Genomic DNA, 15,517 nt, shown 5'->3' with positions numbered 1-15,517 from the left:
ATCACTGCTTCTTTCGTGTCGCTGGGGTCAGCGGCCGGTCTTGGGGGCCTTCCAGCGGGCGATGCCGCGGGCCACCAGGTTGAGGATCATGACGAAGGCGATCAGGACGAGCGCCGCGGCCCACGCACGGTCGTACGAGGCGTCGGAGCCCTGCTGCCACTGCTGGAACACGTACAGCGGCAGCGACTGCTGGGCGCCCTCGAAGGGGTTGTTGTTGATCGTCTTCGCGCCCCAGACCAGCAGGAGCACGGGCGCGGTCTCACCGGTGATACGGGCGATGGCCAGCATCACGCCGGTGGCGATGCCGCCGATCGAGGTCGGCAGGACCACCTTGACGATGGTGCGCCACTTCGGCACGCCGAGCGCCAGCGACGCCTCGCGCAGCTCGTTCGGCACCAGCTTGAGCATCTCCTCGGTGGAGCGCACGACCACCGGCATCATCAGGATCGCCAGGGCCATGGAACCGGCGAAGCCGGACGGGCCGAAGCCGAGGATCAGGATCCACACCGACAGGACGAACAGGCCGGCCACGATCGAGGGGATGCCGGTCATGACGTCGACGAAGAAGGTGACGGCCTTGGCCAGCCTGCCGCGCCCGTACTCGACGAGGTAGATCGCGGTGAGCAGGCCGATCGGCGCGGCGATCAGGGTCGCCAGGCCCACCTGCTGGAGGGTGCCGACGATCGCGTGGTAGATGCCGCCACCGGGCATCGCGTCGGGCAGGGTGCCCATGGAGTGGCCGAGGAAGTAGCCGTCCAGGACCTTCAGGCCGCGCGCGACGGTCTCCCAGATGAGGGAGGCGAGCGGGATCACGGCGAGCAGGAAGCAGATCCAGACGAGGCTGGTGGCGAGGCGGTCCTTGGCCTGCCGGGTGCCTTCGACGGCTGCGGCGAGCACGTACGTGCCGAAGATGAACAGCAGCGCGGCGATCAGGCCCCACTGGATACGGCTCTCCAGGCCGGCCACGAGGCCGATGCCGCAGCCCGCGGCGGCGGCGCCCACGGCGAGGGCCGCCGGGGCCCAGCGGGGCAGCCGGGGCTGTTTGAGCGAGACCGGGAGCGGCGCGCTGTCGGCGACGGGGCGCCGTGCGGTGACCGTGTTGCTCATGCGTTGGCCCCCGAGTACTCCTTGCGGCGGGCGATGATCAGGCGGGCCGCGCCGTTGACGAGCAGGGTGATGACGAAGAGGACGAGGCCGGAGGCGATCAGGGCGTCCTGCCCGAACTCGTCGGCCTCGCTGAACTTGCTGGCGATGTTCTGCGCGAAGGTGCCGCCGCCCGGGTTCAGCAGGCTGGCGCCGATCAGGAAGCTGGGCGACAGGACGGTGGCCACGGCCATCGTCTCGCCGAGCGCGCGGCCCAGGCCCAGCATCGAGGCGCTGATGACGCCGGAGCGGCCGAAGGGCAGTACGGACATCCGGATGACTTCCCAGCGGGTCGCGCCGAGCGCGAGCGCGGCCTCCTCGTGCATCTTCGGCGCCTGGAGGAAGACCTCGCGGCTGACGCTGGTCACGATCGGCAGGATCATGATCGCGAGCAGGATGCCGACGGTGAACAGCGAGCGGGCGGCCTCGTCGGAGTAGGAGAAGATCCCGGTCCAGCCGAGGAAGTCGTCCAGCCAGCTGTAGAAGCCGGTCAGGTGCGGTACCAGGAACAAGGCGCCCCACAGGCCGTAGATGATGCTGGGCACGGCGGCGAGCAGGTCGATGACGTAGCCGAGCGGGGAGGCCAGCTTGCGCGGCGCGTAGTGCGAGATGAACAGCGCGATGCCGACCGCGACCGGGACCGCGATGACCATCGCGATCACCGAGCTGACGACGGTGCCGAAGGCGAGGACGGCGATGCCGAACTTCGGCTCGGTGCCGGAGGCGCTCCAGTCGAAGTAGGTCAGGAAGTTCGCGTGGTCCCCGGAGATGGCGATCACGGAGCGGACGGTGAGGAAGGCCGCGATGGCGGCCATGATCACCAGGAGGGCGATGCCCGAGCCGCGGGACAGACCGAGGAAGATCCGGTCACCGGGGCGGACCGCCTTGCCCGACACCGACGGGGCGGCGGGGTGCGCGGATGGCGGTGGAGCGCTGGGTATCGAGGGTGCTGAGTTCATGGATTCTCCGGTCTGCGGAACCCGGCGGGGGCTCCTGGCGCGGCGGTGCACCGGACGGGGGGGGGGGGGGGGGGGGGGGGGGGGGCCCCCCCCGCCCGGTGGGTCAGGAGAGCGCGGCGACGGCCGTGCGGACCTTGTCGGCGATCTCGGTCGGCAGCGGCGCGTAGCCCAGGTCCTTCAGGACGTTCTGGCCGTCCTTGCCGGCGATGTAGGTCAGGAAGGACTTGGTGGCGGGCAGGGTCTCCTTCTTGTTGCCCTTGTCGCAGGCGATCTCGTACGTCACCAGGGTGATCGGGTAGGCGCCCTCGGCCTTGGTGGTGTAGTTCAGCTTCAGGGCCAGGTCGCTGCCCTTGCCGACCTGCTTGGCCTCGGCGATGGCCTTGGACGCGTTGTCGACGGTGGCCTCGACCGGGTCCTTGGCGCCGGTGTTCAGCTTGACCGTGTCGAGCTTGCCGGCCGTCGCGTAGGACAGCTCGAAGTAGGAGATCGCGCCGCTGGTCTGCTTGACCTGCGAGGAGACGCCGGCCGAGCCGGAAGCGGCCTGGCCGCCCTTGCCCTGCCAGGTCTTGCCCGGCTCGTGCTTCCAGGCGTCGGGCGCCGCGCCCTTGAGGTACTTGGTGAAGTTGTCGGTGGTGCCGGAGTCGTCGGAGCGGTGGAACGCCTGGATCTTGAGGTCCGGCAGCTTGGCGTCGGGGTTGAGCCGCTTGATCGCCTCGTCGTTCCAGTTGGTGATCTCCGTGTCGAAGATCTTGGCGAGGGTCGCCGCGTCCAGGACGAGGTTGTCCACGCCGGGCACGTTGTAGCCGACCGCGATGGGGCCGCCGACCATGGGCAGGTTGATCGCCTGGCCGCCCTGGCAGATCTTCTTGGACTTCTCGACCTCCTCGGGCTTGAGCGCCGAGTCGGAGCCCGCGAAGGCGGTCTGCCCCTGGAGGAAGGTGGTGATGCCGGCGCCGGAGCCGGTGGGCTGGTAGTTGATCTCGGTGTCCTTGCAGGCGCTGGAGTAGGCCTGCACCCAGGCGTCCATGGCGTTCTTCTGCGCGGACGAGCCGGAGGCGAGCAGCTTGCCCTTGCCCTCGCACTTGATGTTGCCGGTCTTCGCGGCGGAGGCCGACCCGCCCGCGCCGCTGGTGTCGTCGGAGCCGCACGCCGTCAGGGCCAGGGCACCGGTGACGGCGAGAGCGCCAACGGCGAGGGCGCGAACCCGGTTCTTGCGCTGCTGCTGCTTCACTGTCGAGAGTTCCTTCCTGGGGCGCGCCGCTTTTTCGGCGTGCGGGGTGGAGACGAGGGTGGCCGCCGGGTGGGCGGCCTTGTGGTCACTGTGCGGCGGCCGAAGCGGTGGAACAAGGGCCGCCGGGGTGGTGGCCCGGAGTTCCGGCAATGCCGCGCCGCCCTCGCCTCGAAGGAGTGGCGCACCGCTTGGTACGGCCGAAATTAGGCAGATCAGGTGAAGCCGCCGATGGAGGAGAGTGAACGCGAGGTGAACCTCGGCCGTCGGATGGGGGCGGTTCGCACAAGTCTCGGAATCCGCCGCGCCGCCCTGTCGGATTACCCGCCGGTATGGCAGCATCCGCGCCTATAGAGGTGCACGAATCGGTGCGGAACGACCGGAGGTGGCTGGTGGGGCGGCAGGGGGCAGGGCGGGGTGATCGTGACGGGTACGGCAAACGCGGCGTACGGGGGCTGCGGGGGCTGCGGGGCGGCGTGGTGGCCGCCACGGCGGTGGTGCTGGGCGTGACGGGAATCCTCGGCGGTACGGCCTCGGCCGCGTACGCCGATCCCGGGCCGACCGTGTCCGGAAAGCGCCTGGAGGAAGTGCGCGAGGAGATCGACGGCCTGTACCGGAAGGCCGAGCAGGCGACCGAGGCGTACAACGCGGCGAAGGAACAGGTCGAACTCCAGCAGAAGGAGATCGTCAAGCTGGCGCAGGCCGTCGACCGGACGCAGCGCCGGATGGACGAGCTCAAGCGCCAGGCGGGCGCGCTGGCCAGCGCCCAGTACCGGGGCGGCGGCATTCCCCCCGAGGCCCGGCTGATGCTGAACAACGACCCCGAGCGTTTCCTCGACAACGCCACGCTGGTACGCAAGGGGCAGCAGTCCGCCAAGAGCGTCATCGGCGAACTCGCGCGTACCAAATCCGTCTGGGAAGGCTATTCACAGGACGCGACCGACCGCTGGGAGCGGCTTGAGGAGAACCGCAAGAAGAAGGAGACCGCGCAGCTCGACATCCGTAAAAAGATCGAGGCCGCGCAGCTGCTGGAGTCGAAGCTGGAGTCCGAGGAAAAGGAGCGGCTGAAGCAGCTGGAGGACGCGCGGGCCCTCCAGGAACAGCAGAAGTGGCTCGATTCCGGGATTCTGAAAGACCTCGCCGCGCACGCCTCGGCGGACGGCAAGAAAGCGATCGCGTACGCGACTTCGCAGATCGGCAAGGATTACGTGTGGGGCGCCGAGGGCCCGGACACGTTCGACTGCTCGGGGCTGACGATGCGTGCCTGGCAGGCGGGCGGCCACCCGGTCCCGCGGACGTCACAGGAACAGTGGCGCCAATTGCCGCGCGTGGACGTCAAGGACATGCGCCCCGGCGACCTGATCATCTATTACACCGACGCGAGCCATGTCGGCATGTACATCGGAGACGGCGCGATCGTGCACGCGCCGCGGCCCGGACGGCAGATCACCATCACCGGAGCCGGGTCGATGCCGATTCTCGGAGTGGTGCGGCCGGACAAGTAACCGGCCGGACAAGTGGCCGGCCGGAATGGCTGTGAGCCGGGGCACGCGAGGCGCGGGTCACGTGTGTCCCGGCTCATGGCACCGGGCGCCCGGCCGTCCGCGTGCTCCTGCGCAGCGTGATGTGCGCGTGCTTTTCGTCACTGCGGGTAGCTGGCCAACCGGCGTCCGTCGAGGTGATGTTCGTCATTCCGCATTCCTCCTTTCCCAGGTCAAATGCCTTGTGGGTTGTGGCATATGACACGGGCGGTGTGCCGCTGACCATTCCGCAACGCTCGGCGCTACCGCTAGGGTCGCCTCTCGGTGCCCGGTGGCGCACTGTCCGGACCGACCGCCGGGCGGCGCGGACCGGGCACGGTGGCGCGCCGTTCGGCGGGCCCTCGCACCCTCGGGGGGAGGGAAGGAAGCAGAGCATGTCCGTACCCATACCGCGTCAGCGGACGGCGGAGCCGGCCCAGACCGACGCCGGACTGACCCTGCTGCTCATCGGCGAGGACCCCACCAGCTCCGTGCCCGAGATGCGGGACTGGGAAGGGCGCCGGGTCCGCGTCCGTACGGCCCGCAACCTCACCGAGGCGGAACGGCTGCTCACCGACGACGTGCACTGCATCCTGCTCGACCTGGCGCCCGCCGTACCGGACGAGCGGGCCGACCGGGACGTACCGGAGGAAGGCGGCGGCCGCGACGAGCTGGGCACCCTGCGCGCGGTGCTGCGGATGGCCCCCGCCCACGCCGTCCTGGCGCTGACCGCCGAGACCGACGCCGAGCGGGCCGCCGAGGCGGTACGGGTCGGCGCGCAGGACTACCTCTTCCGCGACGAGCTGGACGGCGCGGTACTGAGCCGGGCGGTGCGCTACGCGGTCGAGCGCAAGCGCGCCGACCTCGCGCAGCGCCAGCTCACCGAGTCGCGGATGCTGGCCCAGGAGAACCGCCGGCTGGAGCGCGGCCTGCTGCCCACCCCGCTCCTGGAAGGCTCCGACCTGCGCTTCGCGGCCCGCTACCGGCCCGGCCGCAGCCGCGCGCTGCTCGGCGGCGACTTCTACGACACGGTCCGCACCGCCGACGGCACCGTCCACGCGATGATCGGCGACGTCTGCGGCCACGGCCCCGACGAGGCCGCGCTCGGCGTCGAACTGCGCATCGCCTGGCGCACGTTGACCTTCGCCGGGCTCTGCGGCGACGAGCTCCTGTCCACGCTCCAGAAGGTCCTGGAGCACGAGCGCGACAACGACGAGATCTTCGCGACGTTGTGCCTGGTGGACATCGCCCCGGACGGCCGGCACGCCGGCGTGTGCCTGGCCGGCCACCCCGCGCCGCTGCTCGCCCGGTCGGGCGGGGCGCCAAGGCTGCTCCCGTACGAGGACGGCGGCCCGGCGCTCGGCCTGCTGCCGCGCGCCCGCTGGCCGCGCCGCCAGGTCGTACTGGGCGGCTCCTGGAGCCTGATGATGTACACGGACGGCCTGATCGAAGGCCGGGTCGGCAACGGCAACCAGCGCCTCGGCCAGGAAGGCATGGCCGAACTGGTGGGCCGTCGGATGGCGGACGGACTACGGGGCGAAGCGCTGCTCGACGCCGCCGTCACCGAGGTGCGGGACCTCAACGGCGGCGAACTGACGGACGACGTGGCCGTCCTCCTGCTGGACCGAGGGCGCGTACAGAACTGACGCGTCGGCTTCCTTCTACCGGCCGCCGTTGAACGGCCCGTACGGCCCGTCCGAACTCGACCCGCCGCGCCGCGGGCCCCGGCCGCCGGTGACCGCCTTGAGCGCGGGCCGCACGTCCACCGTGTAGACGATCACGGCGATCAGCCCGATGATCGGCAGGAACGACATCAGCGGCAGCAGGAACAGCAGCGCGGTGGCGAGCACCAGGAAGATCAGCCACATGCCCTTGGTCTGCTTGCCGGCCGCCCGGTAGGCGTCCTCCCGCCGTACGGCCGCGTCGACGAGCATGATGGCCGCGTATACGTTCAGAGCCAGCTGCACCCAGCTCAGCACGTTCTGGAACCCGTAGATCAGCACGCTGCTGCCACCACCCGTTCGACTCGGTCCGTCGCCGCCCCACCGTACCCGGAGAACGGGCCGGACACGCGTGGCGTGCCCGGCCCGCCCGCCCGTCGGGGCGTTACTTCGTTTTCTCGCTACTTGGTGTTCTCGCTGGGCGGCGTCGTCTTCTTCGCCGTCGTCTTCTTCGCGGGCGCGGACTTCTTGGCCGCGGCGGGCGTCTCCGCGTCGGTGCCGGTCAGGCCCTCGGCCTTGGGCTCCGTCACGGGCTCCTGCTTCGGCTCCGGCTCGATCGCGACCGCGAGGTCCTCGGTCGCCTCGGCGGTCTCGCTGCGCCAGGTCTGCACCGCGCCGCGACCGCGCTCGGCCAGCTCGTCGTAGCCCTCGCGCACCTTCACAGCGGCCTCGGCCGCCAGGCCCACACCCTGCAGCGCGGCGTCCTGCGCCTGCTGGCTGAGCTTCTTGAAGTCGGCGTCGAGCGAGCCCAGCAGCCGGGTGAGGCGCTCCTGGGCTTCCTTCGCCTCCTTGGTGACGCGGTCCTGCACGACCTTCGGGTCGGTGTTGCGGACGGCCTCGATCCGCTTCGGGGCCTCCTGGCGGATCTTCTCGACCAGGCCCGGGATCTCCCTGGCCTTCTCGGCGACGAGATCCACACCGCCGGCCAGGGCGTACAGCGGGGTCGGGTCGGTAACAGCCTTGCGGAGGTCGTCGGTGATGGCCATGGCGTGGTTCCTCCTGGAATTGGTGGTCGGTCGCTCAGGTGGCGTGCGGGTCGCCGTCGGCCTCTCGGGCGTCCGGAGCGCGCTCGTTCGTACGCGCGCTCGCACTCTCGCGCCCGCTCTCGTACCCGTTCTCCTTGCGGAAGGACTCGTAGATCTGGAGCAGCACCTGCTTCTGCTGCTCGGTCAGCGACGGGTCGGTGAGGATCGCGCTGTGCACCTCGACCCCGTCGACCTTCCGCTCGTCGAGGATCCCGGCCTGCACGTAGAGCGTCTCGGCGGAGATCCGCAGCGCCTTGGCCAGCTGCTGCAGGATGTCCGCGCTCGGCTTGCGCAGCCCGCGCTCGATCTGGCTGAGATACGGATTGGACACCCCGGCGGCATCGGCGAGCTGCCGGAGACTCAGCTGCGCGTGACGCCGCTGCTCCCGCAGGAACTCGCCGAGGTTGCCGACGTTGAGTGATGCCATACCCCGATGGTGCGCCATCGTGCTAACTATTGCAAGCGGGTGCTAGCAATAGTGGTGCGGGGCGGGTGATCGCGTCGGGATCAGACGTGTCCTGTCCCTGCGATGTGTAGGCAGTCCCACTCTTCTGTAGGCATGTGCGGACGGTCCCGTTCATGTGTAGGTCCGGCGGTCGGGGCGCTTCTACGGTCGAAGTGGCTGGTCGGCGTCGTACCGAAGGCCCGGATGGTTGTGCGCGAGGTATCGGCGGAGGACGTCGAGCTGGAGTACGTCAATGCGGTCGGCATCCGGGAGCCTTGGGACACCTGTGGCCGGTCCGGTTCGAGTCCGTACGGCCTGAGCGCCGGTTCCCGGCCTTCCGAGGTCAGGGCAACTGGTGCGGCTGGTACTGGTCGGCGACCTGTGGTGGCCATGTGGGATACGAGTCGTGGCTGGAGCGCGACCACTTGATGCTGCTCGACTTCGATCCGCTGGTGACGGGTATGGCTTCGCAACCGTTCCGGCTGTCGTGGGCCGGGTCGGACGGGAAGAGGGTGCGGCACACGCCGGACTTCTTCGCCCGCCGCCCCGACGGCACGGGCTTGGTGGTGGACGTGCGTCCGGACGAGCACATTGAGCCGGATGACGTCGCCAAGTTCGCCGTGACGGCGGCGGGCTGCTGGCTGGGGCTCTGCGGGTGGGTGACCAGATCGCGGTGCTGCCGGTGCTCTTCCACCTGCTCTGGCGCCGTGTCCTGGCCGCGGATCTTGAGTCCGGCCTGTTGCCGGCAGACTCGCGGGTGCGCCTCGCGGTGGTGCGGGAAGGGGGTGGGGATGCCGTCGCGTCCGAGGCTGTTGCGAGCGGGTGATGTGGTCCGCTTCGACGGGCGGCTGCATACGGTGGCCGCGCTGGAGGGTACCGCGGTCCGGCTGGTCGACGGGGCACTGTCACCGAGCGTGGTGATGCCGGCCCATCTGCTGTCCGGCAAGGACTTCGAGGTGGTCACACCGGGCTCGTGTCGTGGTCAGGGCACCCACCGTCGAACCGGACAAAAAGGCCCCATGGCTGGAAGCCGCTGGATACCCCGAACACGACACGCTGATCAGCCTGTTCGCAGCAGGTCACTGGAGGCGATCGATCCTCAGTGACGATCTCCTCGTCGTCACCCGGGCCATCGCCGAATTCCACCGCCGCTTCCCGCTGCAAGCGCCCCTGCGAGGCACCAGCCGCACATGGCTCAGCACAACCATCGAGGCCACTGCCAGACAGGTCGAGGGCCTCGCGAATCCGGCAATCAGCGCAGGCTGAAGCAGGTGGGATGCCCAACCGGATTGGCGGGGACCCGCGCCTTGTCCCCATGCGGCTGGTGATCCGACTTGCCCGCACTCAGCTCCAGCAGCCGGACCTCGGCAACGTCCAAGTGCTTAGCCTGGGGCAGATACGGAGGCCTGCCAGATCCAGGGGCAGGGGTGGCCGGGGCGACACGCGACCTGGGCGCTCGGGTCACGACTGGGGTGGTCGCAAGGCGCCGGCGATGACGGTGGTCACCATCTTGCGGACGGCGGCGCCCTGCGGTGGGGCGCTTGTCCGATCGGCGAACAGCAGGTGCCCGGCCCCGACGAGGGTGGGGGCGAGCGTGTCGATGTCGGCGTTACCGGCCAGACGCCCCAACTCCCGCTCGGCAGTGAGGTATGCGGCGATCATGGCGGCGCCGTGCACGGCCAGCGGGATGCCGGTCAGACCGGCCTCGCGCAGCCGGGCGCGGAGGCCGTCACGGAAGGTGATGAGCGCGACGATCGCTACCGTGACCGGCCCGAACAGGTCCTGCAGCGCGTCGGCAAGGTTGCCCACCACGCTCCCGGTCCCGGCGGCCGCGCGCAATGTCGTGGTCCGGTCCTCGATGCCGCGGGCGCGGTCGAGGACCAGTTCTGCCAGGAAAGCGTCGAAGTCGGTGAAGTGCCGGTGCAGCACACCCTTGGCGCAGTTCGCCTCCTCCGTGACGGCCCGGCTGGTCAACGCGTCGGGACCGTCCCGAAGCAGGACGCGCTCGGCAGCTTCGAACAACTGGCCGCGCACGTTGTGGATGTGCACCCCTGACGGCATTGTCTCCCTTTCTGCGCCGCCCCGTCTTAACAAGTGGGCAACCGCCCATTAGTGTGGGCGCATGCCCACTTTATCGCAGGGACAGCCGGACAAGTCCGGCCCCGAGCCCCACCGCCACCGGCAGACGGCCGAGTCGTTCGGAGCGGACGCCGAACGCTACGACCGCGCCCGACCGCCATATCCTGACGCCCTGGTGGACAGGATCGTCGCGGCAAGCCCCGGTCGGCGCATCCTCGACGTCGGAGCCGGGACCGGCATCGAGGCCCGGCAATTCCAGGCGGCCGGCTGCACGGTGCTCGGTGTCGAGCCCGACGAGCGGATGGCCGCCTTCGCGCGACACAGCCGTGTCGAGGTCGAGGTCGCCAGATTCGAGGACTGGCAGCCGGCCGGGCGGCAGTTCGACGCGGTCATCGCCGGCACCGCCTGGCACTGGGTGGACCCCGTCGCCGGCGCGGCCAAGGCAGCCCAGGTGCTCCGGCCCGGCGGCCGACTCGCCCCCTTCCACCACGTCCCCCAGCTCCCGGCCCAGGTGATCGACGCCCTCGCCGAAACACTCCAACGAGTCGCCCCCGATTCCCCGTTCAACCCCGGCCTGCTGAGAGGCTCGGCCGTGGACGCCTACCAGCCACTGTTCGCGAAAATCGCCGACGGCATCCGGCAGACCGGCAGGTTCAGCGAGCCGGAACAGTGGCGCTTCACCTGGGAACGCACCTACTCCCGAGAGGAGTGGCTCGACCAGCTCCCCACCTTCGGCGGCCTCACCCAGCTCCCCGCAGACAAAATGGCGGACGTCCTGGACAGCGCCGGGTCCGCGATCGACAAGCTCGGCGGCCACGCCACCATGCCCTACACATCCGTCGTGATCACCTCTACCCGTTCCCATACGGCCTGACCGCCGCAAACGTCGGGCGTCGCCGGGCGCGAGCAGACTGGCGAACTCGGCGACGTCCCCAGGGAGGCGGGGAGGACTTGCAAGCGGGGAAGGTTCCCCGACTTCTTGCCGCCGGGCCTCGGCGGGCCCGGCACCTCCGCGCCGACCAGTGGACTTCCGCGATGAGCACCCTGGAGGCGGCTGCCTACGGATAAGCGGGACATTGACGGCCGACCTGTCCCACTCAACCGTAGGCGCCGCAGGTCAGAGCCTCACCCCGCCCACACTTATCTGGGACAGGACAGGATCAGACGGTGAGGACGAGCTTGCCCCGGAGGTGGCCGGCGTCGAGCAACCGGTGTGCGTCGGCGATGCGCTCGAACGGGAACGTTTCCTGCACGTGGACCCGGAGCCTGCCCTGTTCGACGAGTGCGGCGAGACCTCGCAGGGCGACCGGGTCGGGGTCGACCGCGATGCCGCTGAAGCGCAGGCCGGCCGCCTCGTACGTGGCGATGAGCGCCGGATCGTCCTCGGCGACCGCCGTCACCAGGTGGCCGCCCGGGCGGAGCACGGCGAGCGACCGCTCGGCGGTGTCGCCGCCGATCGTGTCGAGCACGACGTCGACGTCGCGGACCGCTTCCGTGAAGTCGACCGCCGTGTAGTCGATCACCTCGTCGGCGCCGCACCCCTCGACGAACTCCCGCTTGCTCCCGCCGGCGGTCGCGATCACCTGCGCGCCGAGCGCCTTCGCTATCTGGATCGCGACGTGGCCTACCCCGCCGCCACCGCCGTGGACCAGGACGCGGTCGCCCTCGGTCACGCCGGCGAGGTCGACGAGGCCCTGCCACGCCGTCAGCCCGACGACCGGCAGCGCCGCCGCCTCGACGTGCGAGAGCGACGCCGGCTTGGGTGCCAGGTGCAACGCCGGCGCCGACACGACCTCGGCGTACGCGTTCGCCGCCCGCGGGAACAGCGGCATCCCGAACACCTCGTCACCGGGCCTGAACCGATACGTCAGCGACCCCTCCTCGACCACGCCGCTGATGTCCCAGCCGAGGATGAACGGCGGCCGGCCGATCAGCGGGAACTCGCCGGCGCGCAGGCGGGCCTCCAGCGGGTTCAGCCCGATCGCCTTGACGCGGACGAGCACCTCGGTCGGGAGGGGGCGGGGCTCGGGCGCGTCCTCGACGGTGAGCACTTCGGGGCCGCCGAGCATCTGCTGGGTGATGACTCGCATGACTCTCCTTGCTTCGGGAGGGAAGGAGGGGCGAATCCAGGCTAGGGCCGTAGAGCACGGCCACCGTCCACTTGTCGGCGATCAGCTCGACCGCCCAGACGCTCCGACGGCTTGAGGCGCACGGACTCGTCCGCCGCCACGCCTACGCCGAGGTGCCACCCCGCGTCGAGTACGAACTCACCCCGCTGGGAGCGACGCTGATCGAGCCGATCCACACGCTGACCGAGTGGGCGAGGGCGAACGGCGACGCGGTACTCGACGCGCTCGACACCGCCGAGCCCGGGCCGGTCGCCCAAAGCGACTGAGGCCCCGCCAGGGCACTCGGTCGGCGCCGCCTTCACATGGTTACCGGCTGTCCGGCTAGTGCGCCGCGAGCCGCTCCACCAGTTCGACCCCCCGTGCCAGCAACTCCCGTTCCTCGCCGGTCAGTTCGGCCTCGATCGCCCGCGCGAGCCAATCTGCCCTGCGTCCCCGCTCCTCCTCCAGCAGCGCCTGTCCCGCGGAGGAGAGTTCGACCAGGCTCTTGCGGCCGTCGGTCGGGTGTGCCCGGCGTGTGATCAGTCCCTGCTCCATGAGCAGCCCGACGGCCCGGGCCATGGACTGCGGGCGCACTCGCTGGTCGGCCGCCAGTTCGCTGGTCGTCATCGCGCCGCTGCGGTCCAGTGCGCCGAGGACGGCCACCTGGCCGTGCGGCATCTGGTCCTCCAGCTTCACGCGCCGCGTGAGCTTGCCCATCGCGGTGCGCAGTTCGGCGGCGATGGCGGCGGATTCCGGAAGGGGCATACCGAATTTTAACGCGGTGTGACTGTGCAGGGGTTCTGCGCAGCCGTGCTGAACAGTGCGGCTGAACAGCGAGACTGTGCAGCAGTGCTGTAGAGTTTTCGGCGTCGGGTCCAGCGTCACCGTCGCCGCAGTCGAGCCCCGGCACGTATGCGACAACGGGAAGGGCTCTCATGACCGCCATCACCTCCGTCACCGGCCGCCGCGTCCTCGACAGCAGGGGCAATCCCACCGTCGAAGTGGACGTGGAACTGGCGGACGGAGCCATCGGCCGGGCCGCGGTCCCCTCCGGCGCTTCGACCGGTGCCCGCGAGGCCGTCGAACTCCGCGACGGTGATCCGGCCCGCTGGCACGGCAAGGGCGTCGACCAGGCGGTACGCAACGTCAACACCGAACTCGCAGCCGCCGTCACCGGTCGTGAGGCCGAGGACCAGGCCGGCCTCGACGCCGTCCTCGTCGCCACGGACGGCACCCCCGCCAAGTCCAGGCTCGGCGCCAACGCGATCCTCGGGGTCTCCCTGGCCACCGCCAAGGCCGCGGCAGCCGCCCACCGCCTGCCGCTCTACCGCTACCTCGGCGGCTCCGGCGCCCGGCTGCTGCCCGTACCGATGATGAACATCGTCAACGGGGGCGCGCACGCCGACAACCCCCTGGACTTCCAGGAGTTCATGATCGCCCCGATCGGCGCGGAGAGCTTCGCCGAGGCCGTGCGGATGGGGTCCGAGATCTTCCACACCCTGCGCCGCGACCTCCTCGCCGCCGGGCACTCCACGGGCGTGGGCGACGAGGGCGGCTTCGCGCCCGCGCTGCGTACCGCCGAGGAGGCCCTCGACTTCGTGGTGGCCGCCGTCGAGCGCACGGGGTACCGGCCGGGCACGGACATCGGGCTGGTCATGGACCCGGCGTCGTCCGAGTTCTTCCGCGACGGCGTCTACGACTACACGGGGGAGGGGGTGCGGCGGACACCCGCCGAGAACGCCGACTACCTGGCCAAGCTGATCGACGCCTACCCCATCGTGTCGATCGAGGACCCGATGGCCGAGGACGACCTGGCAGGGTGGCGGGACCTGACCGCACGGGTCGGAGCGCGCTGCCAGCTCACCGGTGACGACGTGTTCTGCACGAACGAGGCCATCCTGCGCGAGGGCATCGGCTCCGGTGTCGCCAACTCGATCCTGGTGAAGGTCAACCAGATCGGCACCCTGACGGAGGCCCTGGCCACCGTCGACGCCGCCCACCGCGCGGGCTACACGGTCGTCATGTCGCACCGCTCGGGGGAGACGGAGGACACGACGATCGCGGACCTGGCGGTGGCCACGGGGTGCGGCCAGATCAAGACCGGATCGCTGTCCCGCTCCGACCGCACCGCGAAGTACAACCAGCTCATCCGCATCGAGGAGCATCTGGGCGACAGCGCCCGGTACGCAGGCGCGGAGGCGCTGCGCCGCTAGAAGCTGCCCGGCGGGTGGTCAGGTCCAGGGGCTGGTTCAGCGCCGCTAAGTAGCCGACGTCAAGGTCAAGCCGGTTCCGCCGTGGCGGGCCGGGCGGACGCGGTCGGTCTGGTGCCTATGGCGACCGTGGCGCAGAGGTCGTCGTCCGTGGCGAGGCGGGGGACGAGGCCGTGGCGGCGGAAGGCGGCGAGGGTCCGGGGGGCCTGGCGTTCGCTGGTTTCGATGAGGAGGTGGCCGCCGGGGGCGAGCCACCGGTACGCGTCGGCCGCGACCCGGCGCTGCACGTCCAGGCCGTCCGCGCCGCCGTCGAGCGCCACGCGCGGTTCGTGGTCGCGGGCTTCCGAGGGCAGCAGGCCGATCGCTTCGGTCGGTACGTAGGGGGCGTTGACGACGAGGATGTCGACGCGGCCGCGCAGGGCGGGTGGCAGGGGGGCGTAGAGGTCGCCCTCGTGGACCCGTCCGGTGGCGGGCGGGATGTTGCGGCGGGCGCAGCGTACGGCGGCGGGTTCGATGTCGGCCGCGTGGAGTTCGATCCCGGCCTGGGGGGAGGCGGCTTCGCGGCTGGCTGGGCTGCCCAGCTCCGCTGCCAGTGCCGCGCCCACGGCGCCCGTGCCGCAGCACAGGTCGACGACGACCGGGCGCCTGCGGGGTACGGCGCGGGCGAGCGCGGCGGCCTGGTGGACGAGGAATTCGGTGCGGCGGCGGGGTACGAAGACGCCGGGGTCCACGGCGATCCGCCGTCCGCAGAACTCGGCCCATCCCAGGACGTGTTCGAGCGGCTGGCCGGCGATCCGCCGGTCCGCCATGGCGGTGAGGTCGGACGGTGTGCGGGCCGTGGTGAGGAGCAGTTCCGCCTCGTCCTCGGCGAAGACACAGCCTGCGGCGCGCAGCCGGGTGACGAGGGTGGAGACGGCGGGAGCGGAGAGGGCGGAAGGTGAAGAAGGGAGCGACATCGCGGTGGGCCTTTCGGGGTGTGCCGAAGGGCGCTCTCGCGGTCTTCCTACCTCTGAGGGACCGTGCAGCCGTGAGGTGAGAGCACCCAGCCTGGTACAGCGGTAATGGGTCTCACCTCCTTG

At 70.6% G+C, this 15,517-nt stretch carries 15 protein-coding genes and 2 pseudogenes; 7 read left to right on the top strand and 10 right to left on the bottom strand.

From position 1 onward, the window contains the following. Nucleotides 1–27 precede the first annotated feature (27 nt). From pstA to pstS, 3 genes are all read right to left on the bottom strand, one after another. Complete coding sequence (pstA, locus tag ACH4K4_RS31655; protein ID WP_398171978.1) at nt 28–1,107, bottom strand: phosphate ABC transporter permease PstA; 1,080 nt, start codon at nt 1,105–1,107, stop codon at nt 28–30. Then, nucleotides 1,104–2,102, bottom strand: a complete 999-nt coding sequence (gene pstC / locus ACH4K4_RS31650; protein ID WP_398171976.1) for a phosphate ABC transporter permease subunit PstC — start codon at nt 2,100–2,102, stop codon at nt 1,104–1,106. Before pstC ends, pstA begins: the two co-directional genes overlap by 4 nt. 103 nt (nt 2,103–2,205) lie before the next feature. Continuing rightward, nucleotides 2,206–3,333: a phosphate ABC transporter substrate-binding protein PstS gene (gene pstS, locus ACH4K4_RS31645; RefSeq protein WP_398171974.1), complete on the bottom strand. Its 1,128-nt coding sequence runs from the start codon at nt 3,331–3,333 to the stop codon at nt 2,206–2,208. Between the two features lie 476 nt (nt 3,334–3,809). Between pstS and ACH4K4_RS31640 the strand changes: the two genes are divergently transcribed. Both ACH4K4_RS31640 and ACH4K4_RS31635 read left to right on the top strand, forming a co-directional pair. Next, nucleotides 3,810–4,835 (top strand): NlpC/P60 family protein, encoded by a 1,026-nt coding sequence (locus ACH4K4_RS31640; protein WP_398172026.1) that lies wholly within the window; start codon nt 3,810–3,812, stop codon nt 4,833–4,835. Between the two features lie 410 nt (nt 4,836–5,245). Next, on the top strand, nt 5,246–6,496 hold the full coding sequence (locus tag ACH4K4_RS31635; RefSeq protein ID WP_398171972.1) for a PP2C family protein-serine/threonine phosphatase: 1,251 nt from the start codon (nt 5,246–5,248) through the stop codon (nt 6,494–6,496). A 15-nt stretch (nt 6,497–6,511) separates the two neighbouring features. Here the strand turns inward: ACH4K4_RS31635 and ACH4K4_RS31630 are convergent, their stop codons facing one another. The 3 genes from ACH4K4_RS31630 to ACH4K4_RS31620 form a co-directional block, all read right to left on the bottom strand. Beyond that, on the bottom strand, nt 6,512–6,853 hold the full coding sequence (locus ACH4K4_RS31630; RefSeq protein WP_398171970.1) for a DUF2516 family protein: 342 nt from the start codon (nt 6,851–6,853) through the stop codon (nt 6,512–6,514). A 119-nt stretch (nt 6,854–6,972) separates the two neighbouring features. Further along, on the bottom strand, nt 6,973–7,557 hold the full coding sequence (locus ACH4K4_RS31625; RefSeq protein ID WP_398171968.1) for a hypothetical protein: 585 nt from the start codon (nt 7,555–7,557) through the stop codon (nt 6,973–6,975). A gap of 34 nt (nt 7,558–7,591) precedes the next feature. Further along, the gene (locus ACH4K4_RS31620; protein WP_398171966.1) at nt 7,592–8,023 is read right to left on the bottom strand and encodes a helix-turn-helix domain-containing protein; all 432 of its coding nucleotides are present in this window, start codon (nt 8,021–8,023) and stop codon (nt 7,592–7,594) included. 152 nt (nt 8,024–8,175) lie between these two features. Here ACH4K4_RS31620 and ACH4K4_RS31615 point away from each other — a divergent pair. Both ACH4K4_RS31615 and ACH4K4_RS31610 read left to right on the top strand, forming a co-directional pair. Next, nucleotides 8,176–8,622 (top strand): annotated as a pseudogene (locus tag ACH4K4_RS31615) (TnsA-like heteromeric transposase endonuclease subunit); the annotation flags it as partial. Between the two features lie 397 nt (nt 8,623–9,019). Continuing rightward, nucleotides 9,020–9,307 (top strand): hypothetical protein, encoded by a 288-nt coding sequence (locus tag ACH4K4_RS31610; RefSeq protein WP_398172030.1) that lies wholly within the window; start codon nt 9,020–9,022, stop codon nt 9,305–9,307. 195 nt (nt 9,308–9,502) lie between these two features. On the opposite strand, the gene ACH4K4_RS31605 is transcribed toward ACH4K4_RS31610, so the two are convergent. After that, entirely contained in the window at nt 9,503–10,102 is a 600-nt protein-coding gene (locus ACH4K4_RS31605) for a TetR family transcriptional regulator (protein WP_398171964.1), read from the bottom strand. A 61-nt stretch (nt 10,103–10,163) separates the two neighbouring features. Here ACH4K4_RS31605 and ACH4K4_RS31600 point away from each other — a divergent pair, with 61 nt between their 5' ends. Continuing rightward, the gene (locus ACH4K4_RS31600; protein ID WP_398171962.1) at nt 10,164–10,994 is read left to right on the top strand and encodes a class I SAM-dependent methyltransferase; all 831 of its coding nucleotides are present in this window, start codon (nt 10,164–10,166) and stop codon (nt 10,992–10,994) included. Between the two features lie 286 nt (nt 10,995–11,280). Here the strand turns inward: ACH4K4_RS31600 and ACH4K4_RS31595 are convergent, their stop codons facing one another. Beyond that, nucleotides 11,281–12,210, bottom strand: coding sequence for an NADP-dependent oxidoreductase (locus ACH4K4_RS31595; protein WP_398171960.1), 930 nt, complete (start codon nt 12,208–12,210; stop codon nt 11,281–11,283). 95 nt (nt 12,211–12,305) lie between these two features. Here ACH4K4_RS31595 and ACH4K4_RS31590 point away from each other — a divergent pair. Continuing rightward, nucleotides 12,306–12,515, top strand: a pseudogene (locus ACH4K4_RS31590) (winged helix-turn-helix transcriptional regulator); the annotation flags it as partial. A gap of 55 nt (nt 12,516–12,570) precedes the next feature. Here the strand turns inward: ACH4K4_RS31590 and ACH4K4_RS31585 are convergent. Continuing rightward, nucleotides 12,571–12,993, bottom strand: a complete 423-nt coding sequence (locus tag ACH4K4_RS31585; RefSeq protein ID WP_398171958.1) for a MarR family winged helix-turn-helix transcriptional regulator — start codon at nt 12,991–12,993, stop codon at nt 12,571–12,573. 170 nt (nt 12,994–13,163) lie between these two features. Here ACH4K4_RS31585 and eno point away from each other — a divergent pair, with 170 nt between their 5' ends. Further along, nucleotides 13,164–14,441 (top strand): phosphopyruvate hydratase, encoded by a 1,278-nt coding sequence (gene eno / locus ACH4K4_RS31580; protein WP_398171956.1) that lies wholly within the window; start codon nt 13,164–13,166, stop codon nt 14,439–14,441. A 65-nt stretch (nt 14,442–14,506) separates the two neighbouring features. On the opposite strand, the gene ACH4K4_RS31575 is transcribed toward eno, so the two are convergent. Next, nucleotides 14,507–15,394 carry a putative protein N(5)-glutamine methyltransferase gene (locus ACH4K4_RS31575; RefSeq protein WP_398171954.1) on the bottom strand — a complete coding sequence of 296 codons (888 nt, stop codon included), beginning with the start codon at nt 15,392–15,394 and terminating at the stop codon, nt 14,507–14,509. Nucleotides 15,395–15,517: the final 123 nt, after the last annotated feature.

Source organism: Streptomyces sp. NPDC017529 (genome assembly GCF_044329785.1).
Lineage (GTDB): Bacteria > Actinomycetota > Actinomycetes > Streptomycetales > Streptomycetaceae > Streptomyces.
The sequence above is the reverse complement of the archived record's forward strand: the minus strand, read 5'-3'. Positions and strand labels throughout refer to the sequence as shown.

What these genes read in the sequence shown, in the direction of transcription:
- pstA (WP_398171978.1), bottom strand. Translation starts at nt 1,107, where the DNA reads ATGAGCAACACGGTCACCGCACGGCGCCCCGTCGCCGACAGCGCGCCG.
- pstC (WP_398171976.1), bottom strand. Translation starts at nt 2,102, where the DNA reads ATGAACTCAGCACCCTCGATACCCAGCGCTCCACCGCCATCCGCGCAC.
- ACH4K4_RS31635 (WP_398171972.1), top strand. Translation starts at nt 5,246, where the DNA reads ATGTCCGTACCCATACCGCGTCAGCGGACGGCGGAGCCGGCCCAGACC.
- ACH4K4_RS31625 (WP_398171968.1), bottom strand. Translation starts at nt 7,557, where the DNA reads ATGGCCATCACCGACGACCTCCGCAAGGCTGTTACCGACCCGACCCCG.
- ACH4K4_RS31620 (WP_398171966.1), bottom strand. Translation starts at nt 8,023, where the DNA reads ATGGCATCACTCAACGTCGGCAACCTCGGCGAGTTCCTGCGGGAGCAG.
- ACH4K4_RS31605 (WP_398171964.1), bottom strand. Translation starts at nt 10,102, where the DNA reads ATGCCGTCAGGGGTGCACATCCACAACGTGCGCGGCCAGTTGTTCGAA.
- ACH4K4_RS31600 (WP_398171962.1), top strand. Translation starts at nt 10,164, where the DNA reads ATGCCCACTTTATCGCAGGGACAGCCGGACAAGTCCGGCCCCGAGCCC.
- ACH4K4_RS31595 (WP_398171960.1), bottom strand. Translation starts at nt 12,210, where the DNA reads ATGCGAGTCATCACCCAGCAGATGCTCGGCGGCCCCGAAGTGCTCACC.
- ACH4K4_RS31585 (WP_398171958.1), bottom strand. Translation starts at nt 12,993, where the DNA reads ATGCCCCTTCCGGAATCCGCCGCCATCGCCGCCGAACTGCGCACCGCG.
- eno (WP_398171956.1), top strand. Translation starts at nt 13,164, where the DNA reads ATGACCGCCATCACCTCCGTCACCGGCCGCCGCGTCCTCGACAGCAGG.
- ACH4K4_RS31575 (WP_398171954.1), bottom strand. Translation starts at nt 15,394, where the DNA reads ATGTCGCTCCCTTCTTCACCTTCCGCCCTCTCCGCTCCCGCCGTCTCC.